The following is a 14,349-nucleotide window of genomic DNA, read 5'->3' as shown; positions in this document are numbered from 1 at the left end:
GAATTACGGAGCAGCAGGAACATGAGAGGAGAGCAGCCCTACAGCTGCGGCCTTGGGCCCGCCCTGGAGGTCATCGGCGGCAAGTGGAAGGCCCTTATCCTGTGGGAGATCCAGGCCGAGCCCCGCCGGTTCGGGGAGCTGAAGCGGCTGGTGCAGGGAATCAGCGAGAAGATGCTGATCCAGCAGCTGCGCGAGATGGAGGCGGACGGCCTCGTCCACCGCGAGGTGTTCCATGAGGTGCCGCCGCGCGTGGAATATTCGGTGACGGAGCTCGGCGCCTCGCTCAACCAGGCGCTCGGCCCGCTCGCCGACTGGGGCGAGAAGCATGCGGAACGGGTCGGCACGGTCCGGCAGCGTCGGCAACCGCACGGTGCCGCGCTGGAACGGCTGCCTTAGCGGATCAGCCCCTCTCCTCGAACGGCGCGCGGAAGCTCGGCAGCCGCTCCGCCGCTTCGGGCAGGGGCGGGAAGGGCTTGTGCGGCTCGGCCTGGTACCAGAAGGCGGTGCTCGACACCTCGTCGTCGCGGCGGTTGGCGTGGCCGCGCTCGATCGTCACCCGGATCGACCGTCGGAACACCACCGGGTCCTCGATGTGGAAGCGGTAGAGGGTCACCGGCTCCTGCCAGTTCGGTCCGCCGCCGGCGATGATGCCGTGATAGGGGGCGGAGTATTCCTGGTTCGGGCACCAGGCGGTGTTGAAGTAGTCCTCGGTGCCGGTGCCGTGCAGGGTCGGCGGCCAGGCGTCGTTGGCGCCGGCTGATCTCTCCGGCCGGTCGGGGATGACCGGAAGCACCGGCTCCGCCGCGATCTGCCGCTTGCGGCCGGCATCGGGCACGGACAGGCCCGGCTCGCCGTCGACGAAGATCATGTCGTCGCCCTCGCCGTACCAGTCCCAGTCCCGCGACCGCCGCAGCGAGTAGACGCTCAGCAGGCAGCCGACATAGTGGCCGTGGCCGGCGGCATCGAGGATGGTGTGGTTCTTCGCTCCGTCGGTGGTGACGCCGCCGAACAGCACCTCCTCGTTGGACAGGCCGGCCTCGTCGAAGGGCTGCGGCGCGGCCCGGCGCCATTGGGCGTGGAAGCGGCCGAGGCCGTCCTCCAGCGCGTCGTGCAGCTCGAGATCGATGTAGTAGTAGAACAGCAGCTCGTGCTCGGCCTCGTTGGTCACGGCGAAGCGCATATGGCTGCCGAACGGCATCGGGAAATAGCAGTTGAAGCCTCGGCCGTCCTGCGGGCTCATCTGCAGCGGCAGGCTGGCGAAGTTGCGGGTCTGGCCGTGGCCCATGCCGAAGAAGTCGCCGAGCGGGCATTCGATGCTGGGCTCGGCCTCGCCGTCCCACCAGGCGCGCAGCACGATCTTGCGCAGCGCGTGCCGGCTGGCGCAGTTGATGGTCACCCAGATATGCGTGACCACGCCGGCGCCCGCCGTCTCGGCGATCGTCACCGTCTCGCCCGGGGCGATGTGCAGCCGGTCGTCGTTGCCGCCGGTGCGGTCCCAGCTGGAGAAGCGCCGGGTGCGGGCCTGGCGCAGCTTGGCGAGGCCGCGCAGCGGCGACAATCCGGCATTGCTCTGCATCATGAAGTCTCCCGTGGCGGCGGCTATTTCAGCCCGCCGGTCTTGATCGATTCGATGATCTGCCGCTGGAACAGGACGAACAGCAGCAGGGTCGGCAGCGCCACCACCGTCGACGCGGCCATGATGTAGTTCCAGGAGGCGGAGTACTGCGCCTGGAAGCTGGCGACCGCGACCTGCACCACCCACAGCTTGGGGTCGGTGGTGATGGTCAGCGGCCACAGGAAGGCGTTCCAGTTGGCCAGGAAGAAGAAGATCGCGAGCGCCGCCAGGATCGGCCGCGACAGCGGCAGCACGATGCTCCAGTACACCCGCCAGTAGCCGGCGCCGTCGATGAACGCCGCCTCCTCCAGCTCGCGCGGCACGTTCAGGTAGAACTGGCGCAGCAGGAATATGCCGAAGGCGTTGAAGATCGCCGGGATGATCAGCCCGCCATAGCTGTTCACCAGGCCCAGCTGCCGCACCAGGATGAACAGCGGCACGATGATCACCGGCAGCGAGATCAGGAAGGTCGAGAACATGCCGAGGAAGATCGCCTCGCGCCCCGGGAAGCGCAGCCGGGCCAGAGCGTAGCCGGCCATGGAGTGGAACAGGAGCGCGATCACCGTCACCGACCCGGCGACCGCCAGCGTGTTCAAGAGGAAGCGCAGGAAATCGACCTCGGTGAAGACGTAGAGGAAATTCTCCAAGGTCGGCCGTGCCGGGATCAGCCCGGGGTCGAAGATCTCGTCCGGCCCCTTGAAGGCGATCGACAGCATCCACAGCAGCGGCGCCACGGTCATCAGCGCCAGAATGGCGGAGGCCAGGAACCAGATCGTGCCGGCCGGGCGGAAGGCGCGGGCGGGGAGGGCAGCCGTGTCAGTCATAGTCGAAGCGCCCGCCGCGCGTGGCCCGGAACAGGAGGGCGGTGAAGGCCAGCAGGATGATCACCAGCACCGAGGCCATGGCCGCCGCGTAACCGTATTCGCCGAACTGGAAGGCCTGCTCGTAGATGTAATAGATCGCCAGCGAGGTCGAGTTGGCGGGCCCGCCCTTGGTCATGACATAGACCAGGTCGAAGGTCTGGGCCCCGGCCACGGCGGCGACGGTCGACACCAGCAGGACGAAGAAGCTGGTCGGGCGCAGCAGCGGCAGGATGATGTGGCGGAAGGCGGCGACCGGCCCGGCGCCGTCGATCCGCGCCGCGTCGAGATACTCGCGGGGGATGTCCTGCAGCCCGGACAGGAAGATCAGCATGTAGTAGCCCATCAGGAACCAGACGCTGACGCCCACGATGGCGTAGAGCGCCAGGTCCGGGTCGCCGAGCCAGGACAGCCCGCCGAGGCCGATCGCGGCCGACAGCCGGCTGATCACGCCGATCTTGTCGATCAGCAGCACCTGCCAGATCAGCCCGACCACCACCAGGCTGACCATGTGCGGCAGGAAGAACAGGGTCCGGAACAGGCCGGAGAAGCGGCTGCGCCGGTGCACCAGCAGGGCGAGGCCCAGCCCGGTGACGTAGAGGCTGGGCACCAGCAGCACGACGTACAGCAGGGTGACCTTCAGGCTCTCCAGGAACAGCGGGTCGGCCAGCATCCGCCGGTAGTTGGCCAGGCCGACGAAGCGATAGCCGCCGAAGCCGGTGACGCCGAAGAAGCCGAGGCTGAGCGACAGCAGCATCGGCCCGCCGACGAAGACCAGCAGGCCCAGTGCGTCGGGCAGCACGAAGAGATATCCCGCGATCCACTCGCGATGCCGGGCGGACAGGCGGCGGCGCTTCGCGGTTGTTGCCACTCGCGGGGTTTCGGCTCGCGAGGCCGTATGCATACCGCCCGTCATCTTTTTGAGTCCCCCTTCCCCTTGCGGAAGGGGGGCAGGGGGAGGGGTCTGCGCGCGTCCGCGCGCGAATGAGTCGGGTTGTCTCCGTGATCACCGCTGCCTGTGTAGCAATGCCGGTCCTGGCCGAGGGAACCCCCCCCCCCTAGCCCCCTCCCGCGAGGGGAGGGGGGACTAAGGAAGTGATCGGAGGCACCCTGCATCATCACGCTCATAAGATCGGCGCGCCGTCGTAGCCGGCGAGGAAGCTGTCGATCTGCTGCGCCGCCATCTCGGCCCGCTTGCCCGGATCCTCGCCGTTCAGCTGGCAGGCCTGGATCGCGTCGGAGATCGCCTTGTACACCTGGGGCGGCACGCGCGGTTCGCCGCGGGCGGTCGGGAACACCTGCTCGGCGAAGGTCTTCATCGCGCCGCTGCCATAGGCCTGGGCGGCGGTGGCCTCGGCGAAGGCCGATTTGCGCGGCGGCATGTCGCTCTTGGCCTTGGTGCACCAGGCGGCGACGCGCTGCACCGAGCCGGGCTCCATCGACCCCAGCGCCCAGGCGCAGAACTTGCCCGCCGCCTCGGTGTTGCGGCCGTTGGCATTGGCGACGAAGGCCCAGCCGCCGGCCACGGTGCGGTCCTGCCCGCCCGGCGGCAGCGGCAGCTTGAACACGCCGTACTCGAAGTTCGGGTCGGCGTTGCGCAGGGCGCTGATGCCCCAGATGCCGACATTCTGCATGGCGCAGAAGCCGGAGCCGAGATTGGCGGCGATGTCGTTGGCGCCGTAGCCCAGCGGCTTGCGCGGTGCGACGCCCCGGGCGATCGCGTCCTGCCAGAACTTCAGCGCGGCGCGGGCGGCGTCGGAGTTGAAGCCGCTCTTGCCGTCCTTCCCGACGATCTCGCCACCGCCCTGCCACAGGAACGGGTACCAGGTGAAGTTCTGGTGATAGCCGGGATTGGTCTCGAACAGGATGCCGAAGCGCCGGTCGTCGGTCAGCCGTTTCGCCACTTCCAGAAGCTGGTCCCAGGTCTTCGGGATGTCGGCCTCGCCCAGGCCGGCCTCCTTGAAGGCCTTGACGCTGTAGTAGATCGCCATCGGCTCGACCTCCATCGGCAGGCCGTACAGGCCCTGATCGACCACCCGGGTGGCGATGGCGGTGTCGTAATAGTCGGCGCGGGCCTCGGCCGCGACATAGGGGGCGAGGTCCAAGAGCGCGCCGCCATTGTGGTAGCGCAGGAAGTCGCCCGGGCTGATCAGGAAGATGTCGGGGCCGTCGCCGGCGGCGAAGGCGGTCTGCAGCTTGGTGCCGTTGATGTATTGCGAGGTCGGGATGTACTCCAGCTCGACCTTCGCCTCCTGGCTGTCGTTCCAGGCCTTCACCGTGTCCTGGAACCACTGCACCTGTCCCGGCACGGCGCCGCCGGGCGCATAGAACTGCCAGAACTTCAGCGGCCCCTCCTGCGCCCGCGCCCGGGACAGATAGGGCATCGGCAGCAGGCTGCCGCCGACCAGGGCGGTGCCGGCGGCCAGGATGGTCCGGCGGCCGAGCGGGTATCCGGACGTGGCGGTGCCGTTGCGGCGGGTCATGGCGGTCCTCCCCTTGTCGCGACAGGCGCGGCCCGGCAGAGCCGCTCCGATGTTTCGGAATACAGCTGCCACCGGCTTGTTTGAAACGTTTCAGAGACGCTATCATCCGATTCGCGGCTTGGCAACGGCTTCGGGGCGTCATGACGACATTGCGGGATGTGGCGAACCGGGCCGGGGTGTCGATCGGCTCGGTCTCAGCGGTGATCAACCGGACGGCACCGGTCAGCGCCACGCTGCGCCTGCGGGTGCTGGCGGCGATCGACGAGCTGGGCTACGCCCCGGACGGGGTGGCGCGCAGCCTGAAGACCGGCCGCACCCGCACCATCGGCCTGGTGATCCCGGACATCACCAACCCGCTCTTCGCCGCGCTGGCCGCGACGATCGAGCGGGCCTGCGACGCCGCCGGCTACGCCCTGGTGCTGTGCGCCACCGCCGACGACCCGGAGAAGGAGCTGCGCCACCTGCGGCTGATGCGCACCCAGCGCGCCGACGGGCTGATCCTGGTGCTGAGCGGGGTCGAGCCCGGCAATGCCGAGGCGATCCGGCGCTTGGTCACCATGCCGGCGGTGCTGGTCGACCGCACCCTGCGGGGCCTCGCCGATTTCGATTCCGTCACGGTCGACAACCGGGCCGCGGCGCGGCTGGCGGTCGAGCACATGATCCGCAGCGGCCACCGCCGCATCGGCATCGTCACCGGCCGGCCGGGGATCTCGATCTCGACCGACCGCTTCGAGGGCTACCGTGAGGCGCTGGCGGAGGCCGGCATCCCCCTCGACGACGACCTCGCCGCCTGCGGCGATTTCCGCATCGAGACCGCGATGCGGGCCGCGGCGGCGCTGCTGCAGCGGCGGCCGCAGCCGACCGCGGTCTTCTCGACCAGCAACCTGACCACGATCGGGGTGATGCGGGCGATCGCCGAGCAGGGCCTGCGCTGCCCGGACGACGTCTCGGTCGCCGGCATCGACGATTTCGAATGGAGCACCGCCTTCTCGCCGCGGCTGACCGCGGTGGTGCAGCCGGTGCAGGCGATCGGCGGGCGGGCGGTGGAATGCCTGCTGGCGCGCCTCTCCGGCCCGCCGCCGGCCGAGCCGGTCCGCGACGTGTTCGCGCCGCAGCTGGTGGTCCGGGAATCCTGCCGCGTGATCGGCTGACCGGCCTCCTGATATTGCGATGGCCGTGCAGCCGCACGATTCCGCTGGCTTAAATGTTCTTCTTTTGTTCTAATGCGGGAATGGTCGATGCCATCACAGCCGGGGCTCCGCCCGCCGCTTCGCCGGCCGCGGACGAGGCTGTGCGGGAGGCCGAGGTGCTGTCCGGGCTGACGAAGCTCGCCCTGGAGATGGCCCGGTCCTTCCAGGCCCAAGGACTCGCCGCCCTCGCGGCCGGCGATCTCGGCGGCGCCGGCAAGGCCGAAGCCCGCTTCAGCACCCTGTTCCTCGCCATCCGCCGCGCCGTGGCGCTCAAGCTGCGCCGGCGGCGGGAGGAGGCGCAAGCCGGCGCTTCGCCGGCCGCGGACGAGGCCGCGATGCTATCCGAGCTGATGGAGCTCGCGCTGGCGCTGGCCCGCGGCTTCCAGGCCCTGGGCGTCGCGGCGCTCAAGGCCGGCGATCTCGACCGCGGCGGGGATGCGGAGTCCCGCTTCGGCAGCCTCTTTCTCGGCATCCGCCGCGCCATCGCGCTCAAGGCCAGGCTGCGGCAGGAGCGGGAGGAGGCGCGGCGTAAGGCCGAATCCCGGCAGAAGGCCCGGCAGGACGAGAAGGACGACCGGCGCCAGGCCGTCGCCCAAGGCGTCGGCGCCGCCATCGCCGGGGCTCCAGATACCGATGCCGAGGCAAAGGAACAGCTGACTGCCGATCTCTGGGAACGGCTGACCGAGGACGAGCGCATCGACACCGACCTCGCCGACACCGCTTTGCCGATCGAGGCCCTGATCGCCGGCCTGTGCCGGGCCCTCGGCCTCCCGCCCCCCGGGGCTCCTCCGGCCGGCGGCCCCGCTGCCGCGACGAAAGCCGGGACCGATGATGCCGGCGGGACCGAGGGCGAGCGCTCCATCCACAACCTCGCCGCCGGCGAGGTTCTTAACCAGCACCGAGAGCCTGCCCTGACCCGGCCCAAGGACGACCGGCCGTTCGGCGACACCAGGCCGCCCGCCACGGCCACGCGCGATTTGGCGCCGCCCCGCGGGCCGCCATGATCGGCCGACGGCGAACGGGCCGAACGCCGCCACCAGGACAAAGAGCGCAACGCCCGGTGGCGCCACCTGCAGATGCTCACCCGCATCCACCAGCACGGCTGACCAGAGAACCGGTCGCCGTGGCCGGAATCACACGCGTGGCCTCTCCCCGCCAACCGGTGTGTGGCGCAATCGCGTAGGTTGGGTTCGCCCTGGCGAACCCAACACATCTCGCCACTGCACCGTCGCCTGTTGGGTTCGCGTGCCGCGAACCCAACCTACGAGGTTCGATCGTCGACACCGGCTGCTGTTCCGAAAAAGTCCCGCAAGCGGGAGAGGCAAGAGGCAGGGCGGGGCCGGGCATCATAAATACATTATTTATGTGATATTTGTTGCCGGCATGGCTGATTGGCTGTGAATTGGGTTGTGATCCGCCGCGATGATCTGTATGACTCGCCGCGAGGGGCTTTGTCCGGCAAATCGCCGGTGCCCTCGCGCATTCCCGTTCTGCCGAAAGTGCCATGGGCGACCCATCGATCACCGCCGACCTCGTCAGGCTCATCCGCGCCTCGGCCCCGGGCCCGGAGGCGATTGCCGCCGCGCGGGACGGCGTGCTCGACGTCCTGGCTTCGGCCTTCGGCGGCGTCGGCGACCGGGCCATCGCGCCGCTCGAAGTTGCGCTGGGTGGCGAGGGCGGGGAGGCCACGGCCTCCGTCATCGGCCGGCGCGAGCGCACGGCGCCGCTGACCGCCGCCCTGCTCAACGGCACCATCGGCCACGCCCTCGACTATGACGACGTCCAGCGCAGCGTCGGCGGCCATCCCAGCACGGTGATCCTGCCGGCGCTGTTTGCCCTGGCGGAGGAGCAGGGCCGCACCGCCGCGGCACTGCTCGACGCCTATGTCGTCGGGGTCGAGGCGATGGCGCGCATCGGTCTCGCCCTCGGCCGGCAGCATTACGAGGCCGGGTTCCATCCGACCGCGACGCTGGGCACCATCGGCGCCGCGGCGGCCACCGCCTTCCTGGCCGGGCTGGACGACGCCGGCACCGCCCGGGCGCTCGGCCTCGCCGCCACCCAGTCGGCCGGGCTGCGGCTGCAATTCGGCAGCGACGCCAAGCCGCTGCATGCCGGCCTCGCCGCCCGCGCCGGGTTGTTCGCCACCCGGCTGGCCCTGGCCGGCTTCGGCGCGGCCGAGGACGCCTTCGACGGCCCGACCGGCTTCATCGCCGTCTATGGCGGGGAGGAGCCGAAGCGCGCGGTCGAGGGCTGGGGCGAGCCGTGGCAGATCGTCTCCCCCGGCCTGATCTTCAAGCGCTACGCCTGCTGTGCGGCTTCCCACTTCGCCGCCGATGCCGCCCTGGCGCTGAAGCAGGAGCATGCGATCGACCCGGCCTCGGTGGTCGATGCGACCGTCACTTTCGCCCGCGGCGGCGATGCGGCCCTGACCGTGCGCCGGCCGCGCACCGGCCTGGAAGGCCGGTTCAGCGTCGAATACGTGGTCGCGGCGGCGCTGACCGACGGCCGGCTCGGGCTCGACCTCTTCGCCGATGCGCCGGTGCGGCCGGAGCTCGCGGCCCTGGCCTCGCGGGTCGAGCGCCGGATCGACCCGGACGCCCCGCCGGTCTCGAACGACCCCGCCACCCGCTTCTCGACCGTCGAGATCCGCCTGGCCGATGGCCGCGTGCTGTCGCGCCGGGTCGACCGGCCGCTGCCGGCGGACGATCTCGCCGCCAAGTTCCGCGACGCCGCCGGCTCCGCCCCGGCGGTCGCCGCGGTGCCGGAAATCGTCCGGACCATGCGCAGCCGGGACGACCTCGCCGTCCTGTTCGCCGCCTTCCGCGCCGCCTGATCAGAGACCCCGATGATCCGCTCCCTCGCTCTCGCCGCGCTGCTCGGCCTGATCCCGGCCCTGGCGCAGGCCGATTCCGCCCTCGACCGGATCAAGGATCGCGGCACCGTCGCGATCGGCATCCGCATCAACAGCACCGCCTTCGGCTCGCTCGACCCCAGGACCAACAGCTACCAGGGCTTCAACATCGACCTGGCGGAGGAGATCGGCCGCCGCCTCGGCGCCAAGGTCGAGCTGGTCAGCGTCGAGCCGGCGAACCGCATCCAGTTCCTGCAGCAGGGCAAGGTCGACCTGCTGGTCGCCTCGCTGAACGACACGCCGGAGCGGCGCGGGCAGGTGGCGATGGTGCCGACCTCCTACTACGCCAGCGGCGGCATCGCCCTGACCAGGCAGGACAGCGGCGTTGCCGGGTGGGACGACGTCCGCGGCAAACCGGTCTGCGCCTCGCAGGGCAGCATCTACGCCCGTTACCTGGCCGAGCATCACGGCGCCGAGATCAAGGCCTTCAAGACCTCGGCCGAGGCGCTGGAGACGTTCAAGGCCGGCGGCTGCGTCGCCTCGGCCCATGACGACGTGCTGCTCTACGCCCTGGTCAAGGACCCGGCCTGGCAGGGCTACCGGCTGATCCTGCCGGCGGTCGAGGTCAGCGACTGGAAGGTCGCGGCGCGCAAGGGCCAGGACGACACCGTCGCCGCGCTCGACGCCATCATCCGCGACCTGCACAGGAGCGGCCGCCTGATCGAGATCGAGAAGGCCTGGGACATCACCCCGTCGCCGGCCCTGCAGGCGCTGCACGACCAGCTCGCCCAGGCCCAGCCGTAACCGGGAAGGACGACAAGACCATGCGCCTCGCCGCAACCCTGCTCGCCGCCGCCGGCCTCCTCGTAGGTACCACCGCGGCCCAAGCCGATTCCACGCTCGACCGGGTGAAGGACCGCGGCGTGCTGACCGCCGGCATCCTGGTCAACGGCACCGCCTTCGGTTTCCTCGACCCCGCCAGCAACACGGTGAAGGGCTTCAATGTCGACCTCGCCCAGGCGGTGGCCGACAAGCTCGGGGTCAGGCTCGACATCGTCACCGTCGACCCGCCGAACCGGGTCCAGTTCCTGCAGCAGGGCAAGGTCGACCTGCTCGTCGCCTCCTTCACCGACACGCCGGAGCGGCGCGAGCAGACCAGCGTCATCCCGACCGCCTATTACGAGGTCGGCGGCGCCGCCATGACCCGCAAGGACAGCGGCGTCACGACGTGGGAAGATCTGCACGGCAAGACCGCCTGCGCCTCGCAGGGCAGCCACTACGCCCGCCTCCTGGCCACCGAATACGGCGCCGAGGTGCGGGCGCTGAAGACCTCGGCCGAGGCGCTGTCGACCCTGCGGGCGGGCGGCTGCGTCGTCTCGGTGCACGACAACACCCTGATCTATTCCCTGCTGAAGCAGCCGGAATGGCAGGACTACAAGGCCGACCTGCCGCTGATCGGGCTCGGCACCTGGGTCGCCGCGGTCCGCAAGGGCCAGGACGACACCGCGGCGCTGGTCGACGGCGTGATCCGCGACCTGCACAAGAGCGGCGGCCTGATCGAGATCGAGAAGCGGTGGGAGATCGCCCCGCCGTCGCCGTTCCTGGCGCAGATGCACGAGAAGCTGCTGAACGGCGGGTCATGATCGACACCCTGATCGACCGGCTGGCGGCGCTCGGGCTCGACTTCAGCTTCATCCAGGCGGCCTATGACCGCGGCCTGTTCCTCGACGGCGCGGTGACGACGGTCGAGATCGCGGTGCTGTCGATCCTCGGCAGCCTCGTGCTCGGCCTCGTTCTCACCGCGCTGCAGCTGACCCGGCGGCCCTGGCTGGCCGCGCTGATCCGCGCCCAGATCGAGCTGACCCGCAACACGCCGCCGCTGGTGCAGCTGTACTTCGCCTTCTTCGCGCTGAACGCCCTGATCGGTGCCGTCAGCGGCCAGGCCGGCGCGGTGGTGACGCCTTTCGCCTGGGTCGTGGTCGTGCTGTCGGTCTACAAGGCCGCCTTCAACGCCGAGGCGCTGCGCGCCGGGCTCGAGGCGGTGCCGAAGGTGACGCTGGAGGCCGCGGCCGCGCTGGGCCTGACGCCGCGGCTGGCCTTCCTGCTGGTGCGGCTGCCGATCGGGCTGCGCTTCGCCTTGCCGTCCCTGGTGAACAACGCCATCGACCTGGTGAAGACCTCGGCCATCGCCTCGGCCATTGCGGTCGGCGACATCACCTACGCCTCGATCATGATCTGGTCGGACCGGGACAACGTCACCGAGCTGATGATCCTGCTGCTGGTGTTCTTCAACATCCTGACCTTCGGCGTCGACCGCATCGGGCGGTGGCTGGAGGATCGGCTGCGGATGCCCGGCTATGGTCAGTGACGCCGTCGCGGCGCCGCGCCGCCGCACCGCCGCCCTGCCGTGGCTGGTCGCGGCCGCAATCCTGGGCGCGGCCGCCTGGACGTTCTGGCCGCAGGTCGCGGACAACGCCGCCCTGCTGGCGCTGTGGATGCCGGTGCTGCTGCTGGGCTTTCTGCAGAACATCCTGATCGGCGCGGTGGCGATCGCGGCGGGGACGGCGGCCGGCCTGCTGGTCGGGGCGCTGCAGATCTCGCCGATGCGGCCGCTGCGCTGGCCGGCCCGGGCCTTCGTGCTGTTCTTCCGCAACTCGCCCTGGCTGGTCTTCATCTATTTCATGACCTACATCCTGCCGTTCGAGATCGTGATCGGACGCAGTTACCTGCCGTTCCCGGACTGGCTGAAGGCCACGGTCGGCCTGGCCCTGCCGGCCTCGGCCAATGTCGCGGAGATCTTCCGCGGCGCCATCATGTCGATCCCCAGCGCGCAGTGGGACGCGGCCAGCTGCCTGTCCTTCAGCCGGGCCCAGATCTTCCGGCTGATCATCCTGCCGCAATGCCTGCGGCGGATGCTGCCGCCCTGGATGAACCTCTATGCCATCATCACCAAGGGCACGGTGCTGGCCTCGCTGGTGGGGGTGACCGAGGTGCTGACCACGGCCCAGCGCGCCGCCAATTCGGTGCACCGCACCGACTTCACCCTGCTGGTCTATCTGACCGTGTTCCTGCTGTTCTTCCTGTACTGCTACCCGATCGCCCGGCTGACCCGCCGGCTGGAGCGGCGCCATGCCGGGCGCTGAGGTGCTGGCCGAGCTCGCCGGGGTCGAGGTCACGCTCGGCGGCACCAAGGTGCTGCGCGGCATCGACCTGGCGGTGCGGCGCGGCCAGGCGGTGTCGGTGATCGGCCCGTCCGGCTCGGGCAAGTCGACCCTCCTGCGCTGCATCGCCGGGCTGCAGCCGGTCGAGAGCGGCACCGTCACCGTCTGCGGCCTGCCGGTCCACGCCCTGCGCAAGCACGAGGCCAAGCGGCCGCTGTGGCGCCGGGTCGGCGTCGTGTTCCAGCAGTTCAACCTGTTCCCGCACCTGACCGCGCTGCAGAACCTCACCATCGCCCCGACCCGCGCCCTCGGCCGGGATGCGGGCGAGGTGGAGCGCGAGGCGCGTGCCCTGCTGGACCGGGTCGGGCTGGCCGACAAGGCCGACGCCTATCCGTCGGAGCTGTCCGGCGGCCAGCAGCAGCGCGTGGCGATCGCCCGGTCGCTGGCGATGAAGCCGGAGCTGATCCTGTTCGACGAGGTCACCTCGGCCCTCGACCCCGAGACGGTGGGCGAGGTGCTGGCGATCATCCGCGACCTGGTGCGCGGCGGCATGACCTGCCTCCTGGTGACGCATGAGCTGCGCTTCGCCGAGGAGATCAGCGACGAGATCCACTTCACCGAGGGCGGCGTGGTGGTCGAGCACGGCCCGCCCGCCGCCCTGTTCCATGCGCCGCGCCATGACCGCACCCGGGCCTTCGTGAACCGGGCCCGGCCGGGCGCGCCGGCCATCCCCTCCGACCGGATCTGAGCGAGAGAGAATGAGCGAGACCAAGCGCGAGATGAAGCTGGGCCTGTTCCTGCAGCCGCTGGGCCACCACGTGGCCGGTTGGCGCCACCCGGAGGCGCAGGCGGTGGAGCAGGACCTGGCCCTGATCCAGCGCATCGCCCGGACGGCGGAGGACGCGAAGTTCGACATGGTCTTCCTGGCCGACGGCCTGACCACCGGCCGCGACGCCCACCCCTCCTGGGTGGTGCGGTTCGAGCCGCTGACGCTCCTGGCCGCGCTGGCGATGACCACCACCAGGATCGGCCTCGCCGCCACCGCCTCGACCACCTATGGCGACCCGTTCACCACCGCCCGCACCTTCGCCTCGCTCGACCATCTCAGCCGGGGCCGCGCCGCCTGGAACGTGGTCACCACCTCCTATGACCGCTCGGCCACCAATTTCAGCCGCGAGCAGCATCTCGAGCACGACCTGCGCTACGAGGTGGCGGAGGAGTTCGTCGCGGTCGCCAAGGGGCTGTGGGACAGCTGGGACGAGGACGCCTTCCCGAAGGACAAGCAGTCGGGCGTGTTCTTCGACGCCTCGAAGTTCCACGAGCTGAACCACAAGGGCCGGTTCTTCTCGGTCAAGGGGCCGCTCAACGTCGCCCGGACACCGCAGGGCCATCCGGTGCTGATCCAGGCCGGCTCCTCCGGCGTCGGCATGGATTTCGCGGCGAAGATCGCCGAGGTCGTGTTCACCGCCCAGTTCGGCACCGACGAGGCGCGGGCCTTCTACCAGGGCGTGAAGGAGCGGGTGGCGGCGCAGGGGCGGCGGCCGGACCAGGTCCATGTCATGCCCGGGGTGATGCCGGTGATCGGCCGCACCACCCGGGAGGCGAAGGACAAGTATGCCGAGCTGCAGCGCTGGTCGGACGACAGCAACGCCCTGTTCCTGCTGTCGGAGCGGCTGGGCCACGACATCTCCGGCTATCCGCTCGATGGGCCGCTGCCGGAGCTGCCGCCCTCGAACCAGAACCGCAGCCGGGCCGAGCTGCTGACCCGCCTGGCGCGCGAGCAGAACCTGACCATCCGCGAGCTGTACCACTTGGTCGCCAGCGCCCGCGGCCACCGCATCGTCTGGGGCACGGCGGAGGAGGTGGCGGACGCGCTGACCGACTGGTTCACCGGCGGCGCCGCGGACGGCTTCAACATCATGCCGGCCTATTTCCCCGGCGCCTTCGAGGAGTTCACCGGCCAGGTGGTGCCGATCCTGCAGGACCGCGGCCTGTTCCGGCGGGATTATGTGGGGACGACCCTGCGGGACCACCTCGGGCTGCCGGTACCGCAGAGCCGCTGGGTGGTCTGACGGGCGGTAGCCGCTCAGGGGCCGTCTTGAAACTCGCTGTGGCGAGTCGGCTGGCGTGGTTTTCGAGAACCGGCGCGCAGCGGACGTTAAAGTCCGTGAGCACCGGAAGCGCAGAAA

At 70.3% G+C, this 14,349-nt stretch carries 14 protein-coding genes; 10 read left to right on the top strand and 4 right to left on the bottom strand.

What is annotated here, in order from left to right:
• The first annotated feature begins 21 nt into the window (after nt 1-21).
• Nucleotides 22-396 (top strand): winged helix-turn-helix transcriptional regulator, encoded by a 375-nt coding sequence (locus ACFW16_RS20080; protein ID WP_380308225.1) that lies wholly within the window; start codon nt 22-24, stop codon nt 394-396.
• Between the two features lie 4 nt (nt 397-400).
• Here ACFW16_RS20080 and ACFW16_RS20075 read toward each other — a convergent pair whose 3' ends face one another.
• From ACFW16_RS20075 to ACFW16_RS20060, 4 genes are all read right to left on the bottom strand, one after another.
• On the bottom strand, nt 401-1,579 hold the full coding sequence (locus ACFW16_RS20075) for a glycoside hydrolase family 172 protein (protein ID WP_380308224.1): 1,179 nt from the start codon (nt 1,577-1,579) through the stop codon (nt 401-403).
• Nucleotides 1,580-1,599: 20 nt separating this feature from the next.
• Nucleotides 1,600-2,439, bottom strand: a complete 840-nt coding sequence (locus ACFW16_RS20070; RefSeq protein WP_380308223.1) for a carbohydrate ABC transporter permease — start codon at nt 2,437-2,439, stop codon at nt 1,600-1,602.
• Nucleotides 2,432-3,346, bottom strand: a complete 915-nt coding sequence (locus ACFW16_RS20065; RefSeq protein ID WP_380308221.1) for a carbohydrate ABC transporter permease — start codon at nt 3,344-3,346, stop codon at nt 2,432-2,434. The genes ACFW16_RS20070 and ACFW16_RS20065 overlap by 8 nt, the downstream gene beginning before the upstream one ends.
• Before the next feature lie 253 nt (nt 3,347-3,599).
• Nucleotides 3,600-4,958, bottom strand: a complete 1,359-nt coding sequence (locus ACFW16_RS20060) for an ABC transporter substrate-binding protein (protein WP_380308219.1) — start codon at nt 4,956-4,958, stop codon at nt 3,600-3,602.
• Between the two features lie 140 nt (nt 4,959-5,098).
• Here ACFW16_RS20060 and ACFW16_RS20055 point away from each other — a divergent pair, with 140 nt between their 5' ends.
• The 9 genes from ACFW16_RS20055 (at nt 5,099) to ACFW16_RS20015 (ending at nt 14,232) form a co-directional block, all read left to right on the top strand.
• Complete coding sequence (locus tag ACFW16_RS20055; protein ID WP_380308217.1) at nt 5,099-6,109, top strand: LacI family DNA-binding transcriptional regulator; 1,011 nt, start codon at nt 5,099-5,101, stop codon at nt 6,107-6,109.
• A gap of 53 nt (nt 6,110-6,162) precedes the next feature.
• Entirely contained in the window at nt 6,163-7,152 is a 990-nt protein-coding gene (locus tag ACFW16_RS20050; RefSeq protein ID WP_380308215.1) for a hypothetical protein, read from the top strand.
• 500 nt (nt 7,153-7,652) lie between these two features.
• Nucleotides 7,653-8,981, top strand: coding sequence for an MmgE/PrpD family protein (locus tag ACFW16_RS20045; protein WP_380308213.1), 1,329 nt, complete (start codon nt 7,653-7,655; stop codon nt 8,979-8,981).
• A 12-nt stretch (nt 8,982-8,993) separates the two neighbouring features.
• Nucleotides 8,994-9,803 carry a transporter substrate-binding domain-containing protein gene (locus ACFW16_RS20040; protein WP_380308211.1) on the top strand — a complete coding sequence of 270 codons (810 nt, stop codon included), beginning with the start codon at nt 8,994-8,996 and terminating at the stop codon, nt 9,801-9,803.
• A 20-nt stretch (nt 9,804-9,823) separates the two neighbouring features.
• Nucleotides 9,824-10,642, top strand: coding sequence for a transporter substrate-binding domain-containing protein (locus tag ACFW16_RS20035; protein WP_380308209.1), 819 nt, complete (start codon nt 9,824-9,826; stop codon nt 10,640-10,642).
• A complete protein-coding gene (locus ACFW16_RS20030) occupies nt 10,639-11,367 on the top strand; it encodes an amino acid ABC transporter permease (RefSeq protein WP_380308207.1) in 729 nt (242 codons plus the stop codon). The genes ACFW16_RS20035 and ACFW16_RS20030 overlap by 4 nt, the downstream gene beginning before the upstream one ends.
• The gene (locus ACFW16_RS20025; RefSeq protein ID WP_380308205.1) at nt 11,357-12,142 is read left to right on the top strand and encodes an amino acid ABC transporter permease; all 786 of its coding nucleotides are present in this window, start codon (nt 11,357-11,359) and stop codon (nt 12,140-12,142) included. The genes ACFW16_RS20030 and ACFW16_RS20025 overlap by 11 nt, the downstream gene beginning before the upstream one ends.
• Nucleotides 12,129-12,908, top strand: coding sequence for an amino acid ABC transporter ATP-binding protein (locus ACFW16_RS20020; protein WP_380308203.1), 780 nt, complete (start codon nt 12,129-12,131; stop codon nt 12,906-12,908). Before ACFW16_RS20025 ends, ACFW16_RS20020 begins: the two co-directional genes overlap by 14 nt.
• Nucleotides 12,909-12,918: 10 nt before the next feature.
• Nucleotides 12,919-14,232, top strand: coding sequence for an LLM class flavin-dependent oxidoreductase (locus ACFW16_RS20015; protein WP_380308201.1), 1,314 nt, complete (start codon nt 12,919-12,921; stop codon nt 14,230-14,232).
• The last annotated feature ends 117 nt before the right edge of the window (nt 14,233-14,349 follow it).

It is taken from the genome of Inquilinus sp. NPDC058860 (assembly GCF_042743185.1).
Taxonomy (GTDB): Bacteria; Pseudomonadota; Alphaproteobacteria; order DSM-16000; family Inquilinaceae; genus Inquilinus.
Note: the sequence above shows the minus strand (reverse complement) of the source record. Positions and strands in the feature narration are given on the sequence as shown.

What these genes read in the sequence shown, in the direction of transcription:
- ACFW16_RS20080 (WP_380308225.1), top strand. Translation starts at nt 22, where the DNA reads ATGAGAGGAGAGCAGCCCTACAGCTGCGGCCTTGGGCCCGCCCTGGAG.
- ACFW16_RS20075 (WP_380308224.1), bottom strand. Translation starts at nt 1,579, where the DNA reads ATGATGCAGAGCAATGCCGGATTGTCGCCGCTGCGCGGCCTCGCCAAG.
- ACFW16_RS20070 (WP_380308223.1), bottom strand. Translation starts at nt 2,439, where the DNA reads ATGACTGACACGGCTGCCCTCCCCGCCCGCGCCTTCCGCCCGGCCGGC.
- ACFW16_RS20060 (WP_380308219.1), bottom strand. Translation starts at nt 4,958, where the DNA reads ATGACCCGCCGCAACGGCACCGCCACGTCCGGATACCCGCTCGGCCGC.
- ACFW16_RS20055 (WP_380308217.1), top strand. Translation starts at nt 5,099, where the DNA reads ATGACGACATTGCGGGATGTGGCGAACCGGGCCGGGGTGTCGATCGGC.
- ACFW16_RS20050 (WP_380308215.1), top strand. Translation starts at nt 6,163, where the DNA reads ATGTTCTTCTTTTGTTCTAATGCGGGAATGGTCGATGCCATCACAGCC.
- ACFW16_RS20045 (WP_380308213.1), top strand. Translation starts at nt 7,653, where the DNA reads ATGGGCGACCCATCGATCACCGCCGACCTCGTCAGGCTCATCCGCGCC.
- ACFW16_RS20040 (WP_380308211.1), top strand. Translation starts at nt 8,994, where the DNA reads ATGATCCGCTCCCTCGCTCTCGCCGCGCTGCTCGGCCTGATCCCGGCC.
- ACFW16_RS20035 (WP_380308209.1), top strand. Translation starts at nt 9,824, where the DNA reads ATGCGCCTCGCCGCAACCCTGCTCGCCGCCGCCGGCCTCCTCGTAGGT.
- ACFW16_RS20030 (WP_380308207.1), top strand. Translation starts at nt 10,639, where the DNA reads ATGATCGACACCCTGATCGACCGGCTGGCGGCGCTCGGGCTCGACTTC.
- ACFW16_RS20025 (WP_380308205.1), top strand. Translation starts at nt 11,357, where the DNA reads ATGGTCAGTGACGCCGTCGCGGCGCCGCGCCGCCGCACCGCCGCCCTG.
- ACFW16_RS20020 (WP_380308203.1), top strand. Translation starts at nt 12,129, where the DNA reads ATGCCGGGCGCTGAGGTGCTGGCCGAGCTCGCCGGGGTCGAGGTCACG.
- ACFW16_RS20015 (WP_380308201.1), top strand. Translation starts at nt 12,919, where the DNA reads ATGAGCGAGACCAAGCGCGAGATGAAGCTGGGCCTGTTCCTGCAGCCG.